At 74.0% G+C, this 17,899-nt stretch carries 15 protein-coding genes; 11 read left to right on the top strand and 4 right to left on the bottom strand.

The features are described 5' to 3' along the window. Positions 1-25: 25 nt before the first annotated feature. From CRV15_RS33860 to CRV15_RS33835, 6 genes are all read left to right on the top strand, one after another. Positions 26-475 (top strand): GPW/gp25 family protein, encoded by a 450-nt coding sequence (locus CRV15_RS33860; RefSeq protein WP_003963524.1) that lies wholly within the window; start codon positions 26-28, stop codon positions 473-475. Continuing rightward, positions 475-2,421, top strand: a complete 1,947-nt coding sequence (locus CRV15_RS33855) for a putative baseplate assembly protein (RefSeq protein ID WP_003963523.1) — start codon at positions 475-477, stop codon at positions 2,419-2,421. Before CRV15_RS33860 ends, CRV15_RS33855 begins: the two co-directional genes overlap by 1 nt. 5 nt (positions 2,422-2,426) lie before the next feature. Further along, positions 2,427-3,095, top strand: coding sequence for a phage tail protein (locus tag CRV15_RS33850; protein WP_009999519.1), 669 nt, complete (start codon positions 2,427-2,429; stop codon positions 3,093-3,095). Between the two features lie 3 nt (positions 3,096-3,098). Then, a complete protein-coding gene (locus CRV15_RS33845; RefSeq protein ID WP_003963521.1) occupies positions 3,099-4,853 on the top strand; it encodes an NADase-type glycan-binding domain-containing protein in 1,755 nt (584 codons plus the stop codon). Between the two features lie 209 nt (positions 4,854-5,062). Beyond that, on the top strand, positions 5,063-7,765 hold the full coding sequence (locus CRV15_RS33840; protein ID WP_003963520.1) for an AfsR/SARP family transcriptional regulator: 2,703 nt from the start codon (positions 5,063-5,065) through the stop codon (positions 7,763-7,765). 343 nt (positions 7,766-8,108) lie between these two features. Continuing rightward, positions 8,109-9,098, top strand: coding sequence for an R-linalool synthase (locus CRV15_RS33835; protein ID WP_003963519.1), 990 nt, complete (start codon positions 8,109-8,111; stop codon positions 9,096-9,098). Between the two features lie 80 nt (positions 9,099-9,178). Here the strand turns inward: CRV15_RS33835 and CRV15_RS33830 are convergent, their stop codons facing one another. The 3 genes from CRV15_RS33830 to CRV15_RS33820 all read right to left on the bottom strand — a co-directional run bounded on the left by CRV15_RS33830 (position 9,179) and on the right by CRV15_RS33820 (position 12,624). Continuing rightward, positions 9,179-10,450 carry a phosphatase PAP2 family protein gene (locus CRV15_RS33830; protein WP_003963518.1) on the bottom strand — a complete coding sequence of 424 codons (1,272 nt, stop codon included), beginning with the start codon at positions 10,448-10,450 and terminating at the stop codon, positions 9,179-9,181. Positions 10,451-11,017: 567 nt separating this feature from the next. Then, the gene (locus CRV15_RS33825; RefSeq protein WP_003963516.1) at positions 11,018-11,395 is read right to left on the bottom strand and encodes a beta/gamma crystallin domain-containing protein; all 378 of its coding nucleotides are present in this window, start codon (positions 11,393-11,395) and stop codon (positions 11,018-11,020) included. A 185-nt stretch (positions 11,396-11,580) separates the two neighbouring features. Continuing rightward, positions 11,581-12,624 (bottom strand): nuclear transport factor 2 family protein, encoded by a 1,044-nt coding sequence (locus CRV15_RS33820; protein ID WP_003963515.1) that lies wholly within the window; start codon positions 12,622-12,624, stop codon positions 11,581-11,583. Between the two features lie 165 nt (positions 12,625-12,789). Between CRV15_RS33820 and CRV15_RS33815 the strand changes: the two genes are divergently transcribed. The 4 genes from CRV15_RS33815 (at position 12,790) to CRV15_RS33800 (ending at position 16,641) form a co-directional block, all read left to right on the top strand. Beyond that, on the top strand, positions 12,790-13,509 hold the full coding sequence (locus CRV15_RS33815; RefSeq protein WP_003963514.1) for an N-acyl homoserine lactonase family protein: 720 nt from the start codon (positions 12,790-12,792) through the stop codon (positions 13,507-13,509). A 121-nt stretch (positions 13,510-13,630) separates the two neighbouring features. Further along, the gene (locus tag CRV15_RS33810; RefSeq protein WP_003957959.1) at positions 13,631-14,179 is read left to right on the top strand and encodes a VOC family protein; all 549 of its coding nucleotides are present in this window, start codon (positions 13,631-13,633) and stop codon (positions 14,177-14,179) included. Continuing rightward, on the top strand, positions 14,172-14,990 hold the full coding sequence (locus tag CRV15_RS33805; protein ID WP_003963513.1) for a MerR family transcriptional regulator: 819 nt from the start codon (positions 14,172-14,174) through the stop codon (positions 14,988-14,990). Before CRV15_RS33810 ends, CRV15_RS33805 begins: the two co-directional genes overlap by 8 nt. A 391-nt stretch (positions 14,991-15,381) precedes the next feature. After that, positions 15,382-16,641 carry a pyridoxal phosphate-dependent aminotransferase gene (locus CRV15_RS33800; protein WP_003957962.1) on the top strand — a complete coding sequence of 420 codons (1,260 nt, stop codon included), beginning with the start codon at positions 15,382-15,384 and terminating at the stop codon, positions 16,639-16,641. 149 nt (positions 16,642-16,790) lie between these two features. On the opposite strand, the gene CRV15_RS33795 is transcribed toward CRV15_RS33800, so the two are convergent. Next, entirely contained in the window at positions 16,791-17,195 is a 405-nt protein-coding gene (locus CRV15_RS33795) for a nuclear transport factor 2 family protein (protein WP_003957963.1), read from the bottom strand. 70 nt (positions 17,196-17,265) lie between these two features. Between CRV15_RS33795 and CRV15_RS33790 the strand changes: the two genes are divergently transcribed. Further along, a complete protein-coding gene (locus tag CRV15_RS33790) occupies positions 17,266-17,835 on the top strand; it encodes a PadR family transcriptional regulator (RefSeq protein ID WP_003957964.1) in 570 nt (189 codons plus the stop codon). Positions 17,836-17,899 lie beyond the last annotated feature (64 nt).

The raw sequence follows: 17,899 nt of genomic DNA, 5'->3' as shown, positions 1-17,899 counted from the left end.
AGGAGCGCGTGCGAGGGGACCGGGGATGAGCGAGCAGTTCATCGGCGCGGGATGGTCGTTCCCGCTGCGGATCGACCCGGGCGGCGGTATCGCGCTGGTGCGCCGGGACCGTGAGATCGAGGAGTCGATGCGGCTGGTCCTGGCGACCGCGCCGGGGGAGCGGCCCATGCGGCCCGAGTTCGGCTGCGCCGTGCACGATCTGGTGTTCGCGCCGGTCAACGACGCCACCGCGGGACGCATCCAGCACGAGGTGCGGACCTCGCTGGACCGCTGGGAGCCGCGGATCGAGGTCCGGGATGTGACGGTGACGCCCGCGCCCGACGATCCGACCGTGCTCCATATCGACGTCCGGTACTCGGTCCGGGGCACCAACAACCCCCGCAGTCTCGTCTTCCCCTTCTATGTCATCCCGTCCGAGGCCCCGTACGAGGGTCCGGGCGGACATCCGGCCGGCGGCGAAAGCGAACGACTCTGATGGCCCTGCCCGCTCCCCATCTCGACGACCGCCGCTTCCAGCAGTTCGTCGACGACGCCAAGCGCTATATCCAGCAGCGGTGCCCCGAGTGGAGCGACCACAACGTCTCGGACCCGGGGGTCACCCTGATCGAGGCGGTCGCGCACATGGCCGACCAGATCGTCTACCGGCTCAACCGGGTGCCGGAGAAGAACCGGCTCGCCTTCCTGGATCTGCTGGGCGTCACCCTCTTCCCGCCGTCGGCGGCCCGCGCGCCGGTCACGTTCTGGCTGTCCGCGCCGCAGCCCGAGCCGGTGGTGCTGCCCACGGGCACCGAGGTCGCGACCCTGCGGACCGAGGCCGAGGAGGCGGTGGTCTTCTCCACCACGGAGGATCTGACGGTCGTGCCGTGCGCGCTGACGCACATCCTGCGGCAGCCCGAGGGCGCCCCCGCCGAGGACCGCTCGCAGGATGTCCTCGGCGGCACCGACACGGCCGTGTTCGGGGACCCCCCGCGCCCCGGCGACCAGGTCCTGTTCGGGCTCTCGGCAGCGGCGCCCCGGTGTGTGCTGGTGCTGCGGCTGGACAGCCGGGTCGACGGTGTCGGCGTCGACCCGCGGCAGCCCCCGCTGGTGTGGGAGGCGTGGACGGCCGACGGCTGGCGCGGCTGCGAGGTCGACACGGACTCCACCGGCGGGCTCAACCGGCCCGGCGAGGTGATCCTCCATCTGCCCGCCGGGCACGCGGTGTCCCGCCAGACCCGGGTGGACGCGGGCTGGGTGCGCTGCCGGGTGGTCGAGGCGGCGGCCGGGCAGCCGTTCTACAGCGAGTCCCCCACCGTGCGGGCCGCGAGCGCCTTCACCATCGGCGGCACCACCGACGCCGCGCACTCCGAACGGGTCAGGGACGAGATCCTCGGGGAGTCGGAGGGGGTCCCCGGGCAGCGGCTGCGGCTCGCGCACGCCCCGGTCGTGGGCGGGCTGACCCTGGAGGTGTCGGAGGGCGAGGGCTGGCGCCGCTGGGAGGTCGTCGACGAGTTCGCGGCCTCCGGACCCGCCGACCGGCACGCCGTCCTCGACGCGGCCACCGGGGAGATCCGCTTCGGCCCCGGGGTGCGGACGGCGGACGGCTCGCTGCGGCAGTACGGGGCGGTGCCCCGCAAGGGGGCGACGGTCCGGGCGGCCCGCTACCGCACCGGCGGCGGCCGGGCCGGGAACGTGGCGCGCGGCAGTCTGCGGGTGCTGCGCAGCTCCATCCCGTACATCGCCCGGGTGGAGAACCGGGAGGGCGCGCGCGGCGGGGTGGACGGGGAGACCGTCGAGGAGGCCAAGACCAGGGCGCCGATCGCGCTGCGCGCGCAGGAGCGGGCCGTGACCGCCCGCGACTACGAGGAGCTGGCGCGGCGGGCCGCGCCGGAGGCCGCGCGGATCGCCTGTCTGGCGGCCGACCGGGCCGAGGCGGGCGACAACGCGGTCCGGGTCCTGGTGGTGCCGCAGGCGGTGCCCGACGTCGGGCGGCGGCTGCGGTTCGAGCAACTGGTGCCCGGGGACGAGCTGCTGGAGCGGGTCACGTCCTTCCTCGACGAGCGGCGGCCGATCGGCACCCGGCTGGCCGTGGGTCCGCCGTTCTACCAGGGCGTCACGGTGGTGGCGACCCTGCACGCGTTCCGCGCGGTACGGATCGACTGGGTGCGGGACGCGGCCCTGGACGCCCTGTACGCGTATCTCGATCCGCTGACGGGCGGCGCGCACGGCGAGGGCTGGCCGTTCGGGCGCCCGCTGCGGGCGGGTGAGATCTTCGCCGCGCTCCAGCGCGTGCCGGGGGTGGAGCTGGTGGACGAGGTGCAGTTGCATCCGGCCGATCCGCTGACGGGGCGGCGGGGGGACGCGACCGACCGCATCGACCTGGTGCCGTCGGCCCTGCTCTTCCCGTTCGACCACCGGGTCCGCGTCGTCGAGGCACGGTGAGGGGGGTGGAGACAGCGCGCACGGCGGGCACGACAGATACGGCGGGTACGGCGCGCGGCACCCTGCCGGGGCTGGCCTCCGCGCATCCGCTCGGGGAGCGGCTGCCCGCCGTCTACGCGGAGGACGAGCTGGCGCAGCGGTTCGTCAGCGGTCTGGATGTCGTCCTGGCCCCGCTGTTCAACGTCCTGGACTGTCTGGAGGCGTATTTCACGCCGTCGTTGGCGCCGGAGGACTTCGTCGACTGGCTCGCCGACTGGGTGGGGCCGGAGCTGGACGGCTCCGAACCGCTGGAGGCGCGCCGCCGGGCGGTCGCGTCGGCGGTGGCCCTGCACCGGCTGCGGGGCACGGTCGAGGGGCTGGCGCGCACCGTCCGGCAGGCGTTCGGGGCGCGTCCGGAGATCGTGGAGAGCGGGGGCGCGGTCTGGTCCGCCCGGCCGCTGGGCCCGTTTCCCGGGCATCCGGTGGCCTCGCTGCTGGTGCGGCTGACGGTGCCGGAGCCGGAGCGCGTCGACCGGTACCGGCTCCACGCCGTGGTGGCCGCCGCCCGCCCCGCGCATCTGCCGTTCACGGTCGAGGTCCTCCCTTCCGATCCTGCTGGCCCCGCTGGCCCTGCTCGCCCCACTGACTCTTCGCCACCGTCTCTCCCACCGTCCCCGCTCCCGGAAGGCCATTGAGCGATGTCCGCCACCCTTTCCTGCCATGACTGCGGCAGTCAGGTCCGCCCGACGGGCCAGTCGTTCTGCGATGTGTGCGGGGCGTTCCTGAAGTGGGGCCCGGACGGCACCGCCGACGGCGGCGGCCGGGCCCCGGACGGGGGCTCCGCCGGGGCCCCGGGGGCCGCCGAGGAGCCCGGGGGCCGGGAGCCCGCTGCCGGACCGGGGGACGGTGGGGCCGGGGAGCGATCCGTTCCGGCGGAACGGGAGGGGGCGCGCACCCCCTCGGCCGGGACGGCGGACACCGCGTCCGGGGCGACGGGCGGCGGGTCCGGGGCCGGGACGGCGCGGACCGGCGACGGGCCCCGGGCCGGGACGGCGGAGCGCGGGACCACGGGCGGCGCCCCCGGCACGGCGGACACCGGGCCACGGGCCGGGGACCCGGTCCGCGCGCCCGGGGCGGCGGACGGCGGCGGAGCGCGGCCGGCGGGGCCGCAGCCCGACAGCGGGTCAGCGGCCGAAGAGCCGCGGGGCCGTGGAACGGAACGGGCCGGGACGCCGGTCGGCGCGCCCTGGGAGGCGGACGGCGGAGCACCGGCCGGGACGGAACGGCCCGGCAGCGGCACCGGCACCGGCACACCCACCGACCCCTCGTGGACCGGGACGACGGACGACGGGCCGCGCCCCGGGGCGGCACGGCAGCACACGACGGAACGGGCCCGTGGCACGGCACAGACCGACGGAGAACGGGCCGACGGAGAACGGGCCGACGAGGAACGGGCCGACGGAAGGCGAGTGGACGAAAGGCAGCGGGCGGACGAAGGCCCGGCCGACGGAGGGCGGGCCGCAGCCGCACCGGCCACCGGCGCGGACCCCGCCCGACGCACGCCGCCCCCGCCCCCCGTTCCGCCGAGCGTTCCGCCGCGCGGGGGCGCGGACGCCGCCCGCGCCCTGCTGGTGCCCGTCCCGGAGGCGACGGCCCCGGTCCGCCCGCCCGGGGCGCCGGGCGAGGTCCTGCCCGCCCGGCCGCAGGCCCCGCGCCCGCGCCGCAGCGTCCAGGTGGAGGCGGCGCCGGAGGAGGGCAGGGCCTGCTTCGACTGCGGGACCGCCAACGGACCGCACCGGCACTTCTGCCGGGGCTGCGCCGCCCCCCTCGACCCGCGCACGGCCGAGCGGCCCACCGGGCCGTACGCGGGCCAGCGTCCGCCGCTGCCCCGGGCCCGCAGGCGGTGGGTGACGCGCACGCTGATCGCCCTCGGGGTGACGGCCGCCGTCGTGGGCGCGGTGGCCGCCGGGCCACCGGCGGTCCGCGCGGTCCAGGACCACTTCGCCAAGCGGGTCGCGGTACGGCCCGACACCTGGAACGCCTCCCACGCGGACCGGGAGCACGATGTCCATCTCGCGTTCGACGGCTACTCCAACACCTGGTTCGGCACCGGCTACGCGGGCGACTCGGCGGGCCAGTACCTGGAGGCGTCGTTCGGACAGCCGACCGATCTGCTGGCGCTGATCATCACCCCCGGTACGTCGAAACGTTCCGGTCAACGGTCGGAACAGGCCCGTCCGCAGGAATTCGACCTCCTCGTCACCGATTCCAGCGGCAGGACGCGCACCTCGCGGCACCACATCAACGACGGCGGCGCGCAGAAGGTGCGCGTCCGGGTCCGGGACGCGGTGACCGTCCGCCTGGTCATCCGGTCGGCCTATGGAGCGGCGGCGGACCGGCAGGTCGCCATCGCGGAGATGGAGTTCTTCGGGCGTTCCGCTTCCCGTCCCTGACGGGGTCGGGGGAAGGGGAGGCGCGGGGGACGGGAGAGGGTCCCCGGCACCGCGGCGCACGGCCGTGGCCCGCAGGGCCCGCCGGTGGCCTCCCCGGGCCACCGGGTGATCGATGGGTTTCGGTCCCGCGGGGCGGCGCGGGGCGGCGGAATCCGCTCCGCCGCCCCTAGGCTTCCGGGCCGCACACCCGAGCGACAGGGAGGCCGTTCATGGAGTTCCGCGTGCTCGGGACCGTCGGCGTGATCACCGCGGACGGCGAGCACCTGCCGCCAGGCCCGGCCAAGCGCCGGGCCCTGCTCTCGATGCTCCTGCTGCGGCCCAACCGTCCCGTCACCTGGGACCTGCTGGCCGAAACGCTGTGGGACGCCGAGCCGCCGACCCACGCGCGGACCGTGCTCCAGGGCCATGTGTCGCAACTGCGCTCCCTGCTGGCCGCGCACGACGCCCACCGGTTCGGGGTGGACCTGGACACCGTCCCCTCCGGCTACGCGTTACGGGTGCCCGAACCGCTGGTGGACGCGCACCGGTTCACCGAACTGCTCCTCCTCGCCGACGACCGGCGGACTCCGGAGGACCGGGTGCGGCTGCTCCGCGCCGCTCTGGCGCTGTGGCAGGGGCCCGCCCTGGCGGGAACGGTCGCCGGGCCGCTGCTGGAGGCCGCCCGGGAGGAGCTGGGGCAGCGGCGGCTCGCGGCCGTGGAGGCCCTGGCCTCGGCCCTCGGGGAGCTGGGGGAACACGCCAGGGCCGCCGCGACCCTCCGCGCCGAGGCGGTCGCCCATCCGCTGCGGCAGTCGCTCTCGGCGGCCCTGATGCTGGCGCTGGCCCGCTCCGGACGGCCGCGCGACGCCGCCGACTGGTTCAACCGGACCCGGCGGCTGCTCATGGACGAGGCGGGTGTCGCGCCCGGCCCCGAACTGCTGGACGCGCACGCGCGGGTGCTCCGCGCGTGCGCCGCCCCCGACACCGCCGCCGTCCCGGTACCGCCCGCGCCCCGGACGCCGGTCACGGCCCCGCTCGCCGTGCCGGACATGCTGCCGCGCCGCCCCAGGGGCTTCACCGGACGGCAGCCGGAACTGGCCGCCCTGACCGGGGCCACCCGGCTCGTCGAGGGCGATCCGGGGCCGATCGCCCTGATCGCGGGGGGCGCCGGGGTCGGCAAGACGGCGCTGGCCGTGCACTGGGCGCACGAGCACGCGGCGGACTTCCCCGACGGGGTCCTCTTCGCCGATCTGTGCGGCTACAGCGGCACACCGGCGCGGCAGACGACGGCGGTGCTGCGGGAGTTCCTGTCGGCGCTGGGGGTGCCGGCCCAGCGGCTGCCGGACACCGGCGCGGGGATGGGGACGCTCTACCGCGCCCTCACCTCCGGCAGACGGTTCCTCGTGGTCCTGGACAACGCGGCGGCCTCGGAGCGGGTCCGCCCCCTGCTGCCGGGCGGCGGGACCTGCACCACCCTGGTCACCAGCCGGGACCGGCTGGGCGGGCTGGTCGCCAGCGACGCCGCCCGGCCGGTGCGGGTCGACGAGCTGCCCCGTTCCGACTGCGCGAACCTGCTGGAGGCGCTGCTCGGCCCGGAGACGGTCCGGGCGGAACCGGAGGCGACCGAGCGGCTGGCCGTGCTCTGCGACGGGCTGCCGCTCGCCGTGCGGATCACGGCGGCCCGCTTCCTCACCGGCAGACACCGCAGCCTGGCCGCGCTGGCCGGGCAGCTCGGGGACGAGCAGCGGCGTCTTTCGCTGCTGGACATCGAGGACACCGGGATCGCCGCCGCCCTCGGGCTCACCCTGGCCCAACTGCCCGAGCACGCGCGGCGGATGTTCCGGGCCCTCGGGACGCACCCCGGGCCCCGGTTCGACGTGTACGCCGCCGCCGCTCTGGCCGACTGCGGGATGGGTGAGGCGGGTGCCGCGCTGGAACGGCTCGCCGACGCCCATCTGCTCGACGGGAGCGGCCCGTCCGACGACGCCTACACCGCGCACGACCTCGTCCTGCTCTACGCGCGCAGCCTGTGCCGGCCCGCCGATCCCGAGGCGCTGGGCCGACTCCTCGACCACTATGTCCACACCGGGCTGGTCGCCTGCGCGACCGCCGAGCCGTCCAGCGGCCCCTGCTTCACCCTGCCGACGGCCCATCGGCGGCCGGTGGCGATCCGTACCTTCGAGGACCGGCAGGCGGCGCTGGCCTGGTTCGAGGCCGAACGGGCGGGCCTGTACGGAGCGGTCGCGGCGGGGGCGGCGGCCGGGATGCACGACCGGGTGTGGCGGCTGGTGCTCGTCCAGTGGCCGTTGATCGTCTGGCGGGCCGGGGAGGGCTGGACCGCCCTGTTGGAACAGGGCCTGGCCGCCGCGGAGCTGGACGGGAACGTCGACGCGCAGTCCCGGACCCGGTCGCTGCTGGGCTGGATACTCCAGATCGGGGGGCGGCTGACGGAGGCCCTGACCCATCTGCGGGTCGCCTCCGAGCTGGCCCGGAGATCCGGGGGCGGGACGAGCGAGGCCGTCGCCCGGGTCAATCTCGCCCTCGCCCTGGACGAGGCGGGCGGGGCCGCCGAGGCCCGGGAGATGCTGACCGTGGCGATCGCCCTGGCCCGCGGTGTCCCGGACCCGGCCACCGCCGCCCTCGCCCATATGCATCTGGCCCGCCATCTGCTGGACCGCGCCGAGTACGCTCCCGCCCTGCACCACGCGCACGAGGGCCTCGCCCTGGGTTCCTCGCCCAAGACCCCGGCCCGGCGGCTGCTGCTCCGTCTGGCCCGCGGCGAGGCCCTGACCGGCCTGGGCCGTCCGATCGAGGCCCGCGCCGAGTTGACGGCCGTCGCCACCGAGGCGCTGGCGCTCGGCTACAAGCAGTGCGCGACACTGGCGGACACCGCCCTGACCGCCCTGGACAACTGGCACCGCCGCCCCGCCTGACCACCCGCCGGGCCCGGGGGCGGCGCCCTGCTCACCCGCCGCCGCGCCGCACATCAGGGCACATGACACAGGCCCCGGCCTCCATCGAGGAGGCCGGGGCCTGTGGTGCGGAGCGCTGGGCAGGCCTTGCACCTGCATCCCCCCACGGGAAGTGGGGTGTCTTTCCTTGGACCACCAACGCATGTGCCCCGACCGGCTTCCACCGGCGCGAGCAACAAGATCACTCTATCGCACCGCGACGCCCCTCCCGGCCACCGCGCCGATCACGGTGACGGGTTTCCGCCGTACCGCGCCACCGGCGTCCCCATAATGTGCGCAGCGTTCACGAGAGTTGGGGTCATTGATGCAGGAATTCGAATTCGCGGTGCCCGCGCCGAGCCGTGTCAGTCCGGATCTCGCCCGCGCGAGGGCCCGTCATCTCGACTGGGTCCACGCCATGGACCTGGTGCGCGGCGAGGAGGCCAGGCGGCGTTACGAGTTCTCCTGTGTGGCCGACATCGGCGCCTATGGATATCCGCACGCGACCGGTGCGGACCTGGATCTCTGCGTCGACGTCCTCGGGTGGACCTTCCTCTTCGACGATCAATTCGACGCCGGGGACGGGCGGGAGCGGGACGCTTTGGCGGTCTGCGCGGAGCTGACGGACCTGTTGTGGAAGGGGACGGCGGCCACGGCGGCCTCGCCGCCGATCGTGGTGGCGTTCAGCGACTGCTGGGAGCGGATGCGGGCGGGCATGTCGGACGCGTGGCGGCGGCGGACGGTCCATGAGTGGGTGGACTATCTGGCGGGCTGGCCCACCAAGCTCGCCGACCGCGCGCACGGCGCCGTCCTGGACCCGGCCGCGCATCTGCGCGCGCGGCACCGGACGATCTGCTGCCGCCCGCTCTTCGCCCTGGCGGAACGGGTCGGGGGGTACGAGGTCCCGCGGCGGGCCTGGCACTCCAGCCGGCTCGACGGGATGCGGTTCACCACGTCCGATGCGGTGATCGGCATGAACGAGCTCCACTCGTTCGAGAAGGACCGGGCGCAGGGCCACGCCAACCTCGTCCTGAGCCTCGTGCACCACGGCGGACTCACCGGGCCGGAGGCCGTCACCCGGGTGTGCGACCTGGTCCAGGGCTCGATCGAGTCCTTCCTGCGACTGCGGTCCGGGCTGCCGGAGCTGGGCCGGGCCCTCGGTGTCGAGGGGGCCGTGCTCGACCGGTACGCCGACGCGCTGTCCGCGTTCTGCCGCGGGTACCACGACTGGGGTCGCGGCGCCTCGCGGTACACCACCCGCGATCACCCCGGCGATCTCGGACTGGAGAATCTCGTCGCCCGGTCGTCGGGCTGAACCGGGCGCGGCCGACGGCGGCCCGGGCCCGTTCGTCCGGTGAGTCGGTCACCGGACGAACGGGGAGGGTGTGACCCGTCTCACGCCGGTTCGAGCTGCGACTTCGGCTGCGGGGCCGACTCGGCCTCCGCGTCCCACTGCCGGGTGGTCCGGACATAGAGGACGATCACCGAGAGCATCGCGAGGATGAGCAGCGGCCCGAACACCCACGGGTGGTCGGCCATCTCCATCGACAGATAGCGGTACGACACCAGGAACGCGGTGAAGACGGTCAGACCGTAAGCGACGATCCGGATGCCCGAGGGGTCCCAGCCGCGGTCGAACGCGCGCAGCCCGGCCTCGATGGTGAGCGTGAACACCACACCGGCGACGAGGTCGACCCCGTAGTGGTAGCCGAATCCGAGCGTCGCGGCGAGCGTGGCGATCAGCCAGAAGGTGCCGCCGAGGCGCAGCAGGCGCGGGGCCTTCCGGGAGTGGATGAAGATCGCGACGGCCCAGGCCGTGTGCAGGCTGGGCATGCAGTTGCGGGGGGTGATCCCGTCGAACGGCATGTGCTGCGGGGTGGTGATCTGCGGGGCCGTGTCGGGCCACAGATCGGCCAGCGCCCACGGTCCGCCGTCGGGTCCGAAGGCGAAGACCGGACCGACGACGGGGAAGATCATGTAGATGCCGGGGCCGAGCAGACCGATGACGAGGAAGGTGCGCACCAGGTGGTGGCGCGGGAAGCGGCGCTCGGTGGCCACATGGCGGAGCTGGTACACCGCGAAGACGACCGCGGCGACGGCGAGCTTGACATAGACCCAGTCGAGGACGTGGGCGCCGACCGGCCCGGTGGCCTCGACCATCCGGCCGACCAGCCAGGCCGGGTTGCCCAGCGCCTGGTCGGCGGTGAGTACGTACTGGTCGAGCACCTCGGGGCGGGTCTTCGAGGTGATCAGCAGCCAGGTGTCACCGGTCTTGCGGCCCGCCACCAGCAGCAGGCCCAGCCCGACGCCCTTCAGCAGCAGCATCCGCTCCTGGCCGGTGCGGTGGGTGACGGCGAGGACCGCGCAGCCCAGGACGACGAGCAGCGCGCCGTTGCCGTATCCCTGCTCGGCGTCGAGGGCCCACCGTACGAGGGCGAAGGCGAGGTCGATGCCGACCGCTGCGGCGGCGGCGATGAACCGCTGCCGCCAGGTGAGCACCACCATCATCAGCGCCATGCTGGCGTAGAGGAGGGGCCCGGACGCGGGGACGAATATCGCCTCCCGCGCCTGGTGGACGATGGGTCCCGGCAGCCCGTAGCGGCGTGCGGCGATCTCCAGCGCGAGAAGGAACCCGAGGGCCACCGCGCCCGCCGCGATCCACATCATCACCCGCGGTTGGCGCCACGCAGCGACCGCAGTTCCGCTTTCTATTCGCGAAGAAAGCTGCGATTTTTTACGTATCAATTTGATTTAGCCTATGTGTTTGATATGTAGAGAAATGTCATTTTTCGTACCACGTGGCACGTTCCCCGCGAGGGGCGAGTGATCAGGGCGATCGCCGTTAATCCGATCATGTTATCCAAGCGCCGCCGGGTGTCGACGGGGGGCGCGGGACGCGGCCGGCCGGGGCGAGGGCACTGTCGGCTTCCATCGCCCGTGGCCGGGACGGTGCGACCGTGGCGCACAACACACACCGGCTGACCGACTGACACCTTTAATCAGTCACCGGTGCCCCGCCAGGGTTGTCCGGTTCACACACGGAGGTCCGGAGTCGGAGGTCCGGAGGCCGGGAATCGGGGCCCGGGGTGGGGTGGGGTGGCCGAAGACCGTGCCCGGCCCCGGGCCCGGTGTACGCCGGTGCCCCTGCGGGCCGGCGGCGCAGGGGCAGGAGCCCGCGGAGAACAGAAAAAAAGGGGGGCGCCCCGAAGGGCGCCCCCGTACATCGATCGCGCGTCAGTGGATTCTGATCCAAGTGACCCGGTGAATGGACGGCTGACCGGGCTGCCACGAACGCCACTTGTCGAGGGTGACGGTCTCCAGCCGGGGCTCGCTCAGGTTCCGCTGGAACTCGAAGGTCACCACGTTGTTCCCCGACTCGATCCAGTTGACGCCATAGATGGCGACGGGCATCGAACCGGCGTTGGCGAAGCAGAGCGTGTCACGGCCATTGTTGTTGTGTATCTCGAAGTAGTCGTTCTGATTGCAGTTCGTGCGGTTGATGAGTATGGACACATCGCTGGACGCGGCCGACGCCGGAACGACCGTGGCGGCCAGCGCGGCCATGGTCGCGGCGGCGACGCCGAAGCACCTGCGGATGGACGGCTTGGTCATTGCTCGTCAACTCCCTCTCGTCAGCGGGACAGGGCGAACCCACCGTCGCACACCCGCCACACCCGAGGTGTTCCTCCCGGCCAGCCCCACATGCCCGTCAAGCACCACGAGAAGTCCGTACCGTGCCCGATCGGAGGCGGACGCTCCGGACGGCCGCCCCGTGAGGTGTCGGTCCGGGAGAGCTGTCAGGGGGCCGTCCGGGGCGGGAAGAGAATCTTCCGCAGCTCGGCGATCTCGGCGGGGGTGGCGACCATGTCGAGGGTGTCGAAGGACAGCTCCCAGGTGACACCGCCCCGGTCGGCGTGGGTGAAGCGCTCCGAGATGCCGTAGGTCATGCGCCGTTCGTGCCCCGGCGGTCCGACCCTGGCCCCGCCGACCCACTCGCGGTAGGTGACCCGTCCGTCCGTCACCGTCCTCCCGGGCCGGAGGCTCAGCCCGTGCGCCCCGCTGAAGAACCTCTCCAGATAGGCCCGTGCCTGCGCACGGCCGGTGCGGGGTGCCGTGAGCCCGGGGCCGGTCAGCCGGGTGAAGCCGGTCACCCCGGCGACCAGCGCGGCGGAGTCCCGGGTGTTCCACGCGGTGAGGCGGTCATGGGTGCGGGGCCCGGCCGGTGGGACGGCCGGGATCTCGGCGAAGAGGTCGGGCAGGTGCGGCGCCAGCGGGCGGAACAACTGCGTCTGGTCCCAGAACCGGCGCCCCTCCCGGACCCGCGCCCCGTCGAGGACGAGCCGGTGCGTGGTGATGTACGAGAACTCCCGGCCGACCGGCTCCCCCTCCGGGTCCTTTGCCACCTTCACCGTCCCGGTGTTGAGCGCCGTCACGAACGCGACCCGGCCATCGGGCGAGGCGTGCACGGTCCGCGGGCGGAAGCGGTAGTCCGGGATGTGCAGGAGAAGGCTCTCCATCTGGGCCCGGATGGCGTCCTTGCCGATCGGGGCGGGGAGCCCGGAGTCCATGAGCGTCCCCGTCCCGGTGAACAGCGCCATATACGTCCCGACCTCCGGCCGGGCGCCCCAGGCGCAGTACGCCTCCATGAACGCGGCCACGTTCGCCGGGAGCGGGCGCGCCGCCGGGGCGACCGCCGGGGCCGGTGCGCAGGCGGCGGCGACGGGTCCGGCGGCGACCGCGGCCCCGGAACCGAGCGGTTCGAACGGGTCCAGCGGCCCGAGCGGAAGCAGCGCGGCTGCGGTGGCGACGACGAACGCGGAACGGATGCGGCGGCGAGACATGTCCAACTCCTGGTCGAGGGGGTGAAGGGCGAAGGGACCCCCAAGGACCCGGTGTCCGGGGGCCGTTCGCCCGTCAGTGATCACAGTCTGCGCGGGCCGCGCCCCGGCCGCGATGACCTCCGAGGTAAGCCCGCGGGGCTCCGCGCGGTCCGGCAGGATGGCCGTATGGGAGAGAACATGGCCGTGCGCCGACTGGATCTGGGATATTTCGTCCGCCCTGTCGCGGAGACGGGCGGCCTGCACCCCCGGGTCGAGCCCGTCCTCGCGTATCTGGTGCGGCACCCCCGGGGGCTGATCCTCTTCGACACCGGCATCGGCAGGGGCGACCCGGAGACGGAGGCCCACTACCGTCCCCGGCGGCGGTCGCTGCCGGACGCCCTGTCGGCCGCCGGGGCCGAGCCGCGTGACATCTCCCTCGTCGTCAACTGCCATCTGCACTTCGACCACTGCGGCGGCAACCGCCTCCTGCCGGGCAGGCCCGTCGTCGTGCAGAAGACGGAGCTGGCCACCGCCCGCCGGGGCGGCTACACCTTCGACGGACTCGTCGACTTCCCCGGCGTGGTGTACGAGGAACTCACCGGTGAGGCCGAGGTGTGGCCGGGCGTCCTGGTCGTTCCGACGCCGGGGCACACCCCCGGGCACCAGTCGCTGGTCCTGCGACGGCCGGACGGCACGGTGGTCCTCGCCGGTCAGTCACACGACGTCGCGTCCGATTTCGCCGCGGACCACCTCGCCCACCGGGCCGCGCGGGACGGGGTGGAGCAGCCCCTGCCGGCCTGTCCCGACTGGCTGGAGCGGATAGCCGCGTTCGATCCGCAGCGGGTGTTCTTCGCCCACGACTGCTCGGTCTGGGAGCCGCAGTCCGGCGCCTTCCAGGAGATATGACCGGCCGCCGCGAACCGCGCCGGTCGCGTCGGCGGGGCGGGGGCGCGGACCCGGCTTTGGCCCTCACGCCGTGCGGGCCCGGCTTGACCCTCACGCCGCGTGAGGCCGGAGAGTGGGGCGCATGAACGACTACCACAACGCGTTCGACGTGAGTCCCGTACCCGCCCCCGGCCCCGACGCGGTCCCGCCGGAGCCGTTCCGCGGCATCTATGGAATGCCCGCGTTCGCGACGATCCCCACCCACGATCTGGCGGCTTCGGTGGACTTCTGGGTCCGGGGGCTCGGGTTCTTCGAACTGTTCACCGTCCCCGGCAGGCTGGTGCATCTGCGCCGCTGGGCGTTCCAGGACGTCCTCCTCGTCCCCGCGGTGGATGCTCCGGAACGGACACCGGGTCGGATACCGGCCCTGAGCCTCAATTTCGCGTGCGTGCTCAGCCAGGTCGACTCCCTGGTCGACGCCTGTCGCGCGGTGCGCCCGGACTCGGTCGACGGCCCTTCGGACACCCCCTGGAACACCCGCGACATCACGGTGACCACCCCCGAGAACACACGTGTCGTCCTCACCGCCGCGAAACCCTTCGACCCGGCGAGTCAGGAGGCCCGCAACCTCGCGGCGATCGGGATCACCCCACCGGGCCCGGGGCACGACGACAAGGGAAAGCGTGTCTGACGCCACCGCCACCACCGACGGCCTGCCCGATGGTCTGACCGTCGGCCAGGTCTCGGCGCGTCTGGACGTGACCGTCCGCGCGCTGCACCACTGGGACGAGATCGGTCTGGCGCGGCCGTCGCTGCGCACGGCCGCCGGGTACCGGCTCTACACCGCCGGTGATCTGGAACGCCTCCACCGCATCGCCGTCTACCGCGAGACCGGTCTCGGCCTGGACAGGATTCGCGCCGTCCTGGACGGCCCGGCCGCGGATGTGCCGGGGGCGCTGCGCGCGCAGCGCGCCCAGGTCGCCGAACGGATCGACCGCCTCCAGCGGCTCGGCGCCGGACTGGACCGGATGATCGACGCCCACGAGCACGGCGTGCTGCTGACCGTCGAGCAGCAGACCGAGATCTTCGGCCCCGCGTGGAACCCCGACTGGCCCGTCCAGGCCCGTCAGCGCTACGGGGACACGGCGCAGTGGCAGCAGTACGCCGAGCGCTCGGCCGGGCGCGGTCCCGGGGAGTGGCAGGCCGTGGCCGACTCGGTGGCTGATTTCGAACGCGCCCTCGGGGAGGCGATGGACGCCGGTGTCGCACCCGGCGGCCCGGAGGCGGGCCTCCTCGCCGAGCGGCACCGTGAGGTCTTCGGCGCGTACTTTCCGCTCACCCGGCGGATGCAGGTCTGTCTCGGCCGCACCTATGAGACCGACCCGGGGTTCGCCGCCCACTACGACGCCATCCGTCCCGGCCTCGCCGCGTGGTTCCGCCGCGTCGTCGACGCGGACGCCCGCGCCCATGGCATCGACCCCTCCACGGCGACCTGGGAGTAGGGGGAAAGCACCGGGCCCCGGTCTCCCTGAGGGGGAGGCCGGGGCCCGGTGAGCGGAGCGCTGGGCAGGCCTTGCACCTGCATCCCCCCACGGGAAGTGGGGTGTCTTTCCTTGGACCACCAACGCCTGTGTCCCGACCGGCTTCCACCGGCGCGAGCAACAAGATCACTATACCGCGGAACGCGCCCCTGACTCACCTTCACCCCGACGGGCGAGCGGGGAGGGTGGCCGTGCCGCCCCGGCGGATTCTCGCGCTGTCCCGGCGCGGCGGCCCCGGGCACTCTGGAAGGGCCCCGGCACCCGCCTCCGTATCCGTACCCGCCTCCGTATCCGCCTTCGTCTCCGTATCCGGCTTCGCCCCCGCCCCCGGCTGTGAACAGGACGGTCCCCCATGACGACCCATTCCGCCACGCTCGCCATCGACGAGCGGGTCCAGGCCCGCCGCGCGGCCGGGCACGACGTACTCCACCTGGGGTTCGGCGAGGCCGGGCTGCCGGTACCGCCGGGGCTGGCCGATGTGCTCGCCGCCGCCCATCGACGCAACGGATACGGGCCGGTCGCGGGCTCGGCCGAGGCCCGGGAGGCCGCGGCGGGCTGGTTCGTCCGGCGCGGTCTGCCCACCGGCCCGGAGCAGATCCTCTTCGCCCCGGGCAGCAAACCGCTGCTGTTCGCCCTGCTGGCCGCGATCGGCGGCGCCGTGGTGCTGCCCTGCCCCTCGTGGGTGTCCTACGCGGCGCAGGCCGCCCTGCTCGGCCGCCGGGTCGTCCCCGTGCCCGTCCCGGCCGAGGCCGGGGGCATCCCCGACCCCGGGCTCCTGGAACGGGCCCTGCGGCGCGCGTCCGCGGAAGGGGCCGGGCCGGGCGTGCTGATCCTGACCGTTCCGGACAATCCAACGGGTACGGTCGCGCCCGCCGAGCAGGTCGAGGCGGTGTGCGCCATCGCCGAGCACCACGGTCTCGCGGTCGTCAGCGACGAGATCTACGCCGAACTGACCCACGGCGGCAGCGCCCCCAGCCCCGTGCGACAGCTCGCCGAACGGACCGTCGTGACCACCGGGCTGAGCAAGTCCCTGGCCCTGGGCGGCTGGCGGATCGGCTTCGCCCGCACCCCGGCGGGCCCCTGGGGGCGACGGCTGCACCGGGAACTGACCGGGATCGCCAGCGAGATCTGGTCCAGCCTGGCCGCCCCCATGCAGGCCGTGGCGGCCCACGCGCTGAACGACCCGCCGGAGATCACCGCCCGTATCGCCGCCTCCCGCCGGCTGCACGCCCGGGTCGCCACGGCGGTCCACGGCCGACTGCTCGCGGCGGGCGCGCACTGCCGACCGCCCCGGGCGGGGTTCTACCTCTACCCCGACTTCACCCCCGCCCGGGAGGCCCTGCGCACCCGGTCCATCGCCACCGGCACCGATCTGGCCACCGCCCTGCTCGACCGGTACGACATCGCCACCCTGCCCGGCAGCGCGTTCGGCGAGCCCGACACCGCCCTGACCCTCCGGATCGCCACCAGCCTCCTCTACGGCACCACCCCGGAACAGCGCCATGCCGCACTCGCCGCGGACGCACCGGAGACCCTGCCCTGGATCGCCTCCGCCCTCACCCGCCTCGGCGGCGCGCTCGGCGGACTCATCACCGGCGGTCACCCCGGATGAACGCGGTATCCGCCGGCGGGCGGGCCGTCGGCCCCGTCGGGACCGGGAGTCCGGAGGAGAACGCGGATCTCCTCCGGACACAAGCCCTGTCCGCTCCATGCCGACGGGCCCGGTGCGAGCTGTCGTTCACGTACTCCGGGGAACGGGGCTCAGCCCTCCGTCGCCGCCGCCCGCGCCTCCTCGGCGATCTGCTCGAACTGCTCGCCCATCGCGGCGGCGAGGGCCTGCGCGGCGGAGAGGGGGCGGACCATCACCATGAAGTCGTCGATGAGGCCGTTCTCGTCGTGGTGGAGGAAGTCGCAGCCGGTGAGCTGCCGGTCGCCGACACGGGCGGTGAAGACGAGGGCGTGGTCGCGGCCGTCGGCGTCGCTGATCTCGCGGATGTAGCGGAAGTCCTCGAAGACGCGGAGGACACCGCGCAGGATCGCCGCCGCCATGGGCTTGCCGGTGTAGGGCTGGAAGCGGACCGGGGTGGTGAACACGACGTCGTCGGCCAGGAGTGCTTCGGCGGCCCGGTGGTCGCCCGCTTCCACGGCCCTGCGGAAGGGATGCATCCTCACACCTCTTATTCAACTTGTTGAATAGTCGCGGACAACAATAGTCGCTTCTGTATATGCTGTCCATATGTCGCTGAAGTACGCGGTCCTGGCGGCCCTCCTGGAGGGCGAGTCCTCCGGCTACGACCTGGCCAAGATCTTCGACGTGTCGGTGTCGAACTTCTGGGCGGCCACCCCGCAGCAGCTCTACCGCGAGCTGGAGCGCCTGGCGGCGGAGGGCCTGGTGGACACACGGGTCGTCCCCCAGGAACGCCGGCCGAACAAGCGGATGTTCACGCTCTCCGACACCGGGCGGCGGGAGCTGGCCGCGTTCACCGGGCGGCAGCCCCGGCCCACCGCGGCCCGGGACGAACTCATGGTCAAGGTGCAGGCCGTGGACATGGGCGACCCGGACGCCGTCCGGGCGCACATCGCGGAGCGGATGGAGTGGTCACGCTCCAAGCTGGCCCGCTATGAACGCGTACGGCGCCATCTCCTCGGCGACCTCGGCGAGGAGGAGTTCCTGCGGGACGGCGACCGGGTGGGCCCCTACCTCACCCTGCTGCGCGGCATCGCCTTCGAGGAGGAGAATCTGCGCTGGGGGGAACGGGCCCTGCGCGTCTTGGAGCACCGCGCGGCCGCCGCCGAACGGAACTGACCCACGCCCCTGACGGACCGACACCGCGGAGCGCCCCGTACCGGGGTGGTGAACAGCGCTCGGG

The sequence above is a fragment of the Streptomyces clavuligerus genome, from assembly GCF_005519465.1.
GTDB lineage: Bacteria > Actinomycetota > Actinomycetes > Streptomycetales > Streptomycetaceae > Streptomyces > Streptomyces clavuligerus.
The sequence above is the reverse complement of the archived record's forward strand: the minus strand, read 5'-3'. Positions and strand labels throughout refer to the sequence as shown.